This is a genomic window from Streptomyces sp. NPDC055078, from assembly GCF_053607985.1.
This window is the reverse complement of record NZ_JBSGUP010000998.1, coordinates 1-2001: the sequence shown is the minus strand read 5'-3', so window position 1 is coordinate 2001 and position 2001 is coordinate 1. Positions and strand designations below refer to the sequence as shown.

General features: G+C 75.8%; 2 protein-coding genes. Both read left to right on the top strand.

Going from position 1 to position 2001, the window contains the following annotated elements:
• Nucleotides 1-108: 108 nt before the first annotated feature.
• Complete coding sequence (locus ACWF94_RS39525; protein ID WP_453499972.1) at nt 109-837, top strand: ABC transporter ATP-binding protein; 729 nt, start codon at nt 109-111, stop codon at nt 835-837.
• Nucleotides 819-1964, top strand: a complete 1146-nt coding sequence (locus ACWF94_RS39520) for a hypothetical protein (protein WP_453499970.1) — start codon at nt 819-821, stop codon at nt 1962-1964. Before ACWF94_RS39525 ends, ACWF94_RS39520 begins: the two co-directional genes overlap by 19 nt.
• Nucleotides 1965-2001: the final 37 nt, after the last annotated feature.

Genomic DNA, 2001 nt, shown 5'->3' with positions numbered 1-2001 from the left:
TCCCAGGACCCCGCATCCGGCTGCCTAGCGTGCGAGTGACCGATCAGCCCTGACCTCGTTCCCCCGTACGGGGGAACGACCAATCTGATCAGAACCGAGGTGTACGCCATGGTGGCCCCGCCCGACAACGATGTGATCTGGGCCCGCTCCCTCCACCACTCCCACAGCGGATCGCCCGCGCTCGCCGGTGTCTCGCTCGGAGTGCGGGAGGGCGAGATCCTCGCCGTCTGCGGCCCGCGCGGCAGCGGCAAGACCACGCTGCTGCGCGCTCTGTCCGGCCAGTTCGTCGCCGACGAGGGCGAGGTGTGGTTCAACAGCTCCCCCGTGCACACGCTGCCGCCGGGCCGGCGCGAGCAGCTGCGGCGCGAGCGGTTCGGCTGGCTCGGCCCCGAGTCCGCGCTCGTGCCCGAGCTGACCGGCTGGGAGAACGCCGCCCTGCCGCTGCTGTTGCGCGGCGTCCCGCGCCGCCACGCGAAGACCGCCGCCATGGAGTGGCTGGAGCGCCTCGACATCGGCGCCTGCGCCCGCAGCAGGCCGTACGCCCTGACCCGGGCACAGCGCCAGCGGGTAGCCACCGCGCGCGCCCTCGCGGGCACCCCGTCCGTGCTCTTCGCCGACGAGCCGACCGCGTCCCTGCACCGCGCCGACCGCGCCCATGTGCTGCGTACGCTGCTGGCCGCCGCCCGCTCGCACCGGATCACGGTCCTGCTGGCCACCCACGACCCGGAGGTGGCGGCCCTCGGGGACCGTACGGTCACCCTCGTCGACGGCCGCCGGGTCGGCGCGGCTGCCCCGGCCGGGACGGAAGGCCGGGCCGAGTGCTCGCTCTCCGTCTGACCCGTGGCGCCCACCCCCTGGTCCTGCTGCGCCGGCTGCTGGTGGCGGCGGCATCGGCGGGGGTCGGCTTTCTGCTGCTGTCGTCGCTGACCTACGCGCTCTCCCATCCCGGGCAGTCCGCGACGTCCCTGCTGCGGCTGACCTGGTGTCTGATCCCGCTCGCCGCGACCGTGCACTTCGCCGTGGCGGTGGCCCGTACGGATCCGAGCACCCGCCCGCGCACCGGTCTTTCGGCCATCGGTCTCGGCCCCGGCCGGCTCGCCGCGCTGGCCGCCGTCTCGACCGCCGTGTCGGGCACGCTCGGCAGCATGGTCGCCCTGCTGTTCTTCCTGCATCTGCGGGGCGATCTGACGGGCCTGCCGTTCGACGGCGCCGCGTCCGAACTGCTGGCGGCCCGGCAGCCGCTGCCGCTCGCGGCGGCGCTCACCCTGCTGGCGCTCGTCCCGCTGACGGCCACCGTCGCGACGGCGCTCACCCTGCGCCGGCGCCCCGGCGGCACCGAGCCCTTCCCGCCGCCCGTTCGGCCTCCCGGCGGACTGCCGTGGGGCTGCGCGCTGGTCGCGGCGGGCCTGGCGGTCGGCACCTATGCGGCCCGCACCCGGGCCGACGCCTCCCTGCCGCTGCCCGGCGAGTTCGAGGCGAACCCGGTCGGTGTCCTCACCGGGTGGGCGCTCACCGCCGTGGGTCTCGCCATCGCTGGACCCGCCCTCACCCATCTCTGCGGACGCCTCCTCCAGGCGCTGCGACCCGGGCCCGCCCGGCTGCTCGCGGGACGCACCCTGATGACGGAGTCCCGGCGTATCGGCCGTCCGCTGGGTGTGGTGTGCGCGGTCGCCTCGGCGGTGATCGCCGCCTGGACGCTGTACGACGCGGGCCCCCGCCCCTTCGGACCGCTGACGGGCCTGGGCGCGGCCCTGGTCATCGCCTGCACCACGGCGACCCTGCTCACCTCGGTGCTGGAGGCCCGGCAGTCCCGCGCCCGCGCCACGGGGGACCTCCGGCGCCTCGGCGCCCCGGCCCGGACCCTGCGGCTGGCGGCGGTCCTGCGGGTGCTGGTCCTGCTGGTGGTCCTCGCCCCGCTGACCTGGTCGGTGGCGACGCTTGCGGCGGTCCCGCTGCGGGTCTGACCGGCTTGGCACCGGGGGGGTTTAGTGGAGTTTAGAT

What these genes read in the sequence shown, in the direction of transcription:
- ACWF94_RS39525 (WP_453499972.1), top strand. Translation starts at nt 109, where the DNA reads ATGGTGGCCCCGCCCGACAACGATGTGATCTGGGCCCGCTCCCTCCAC.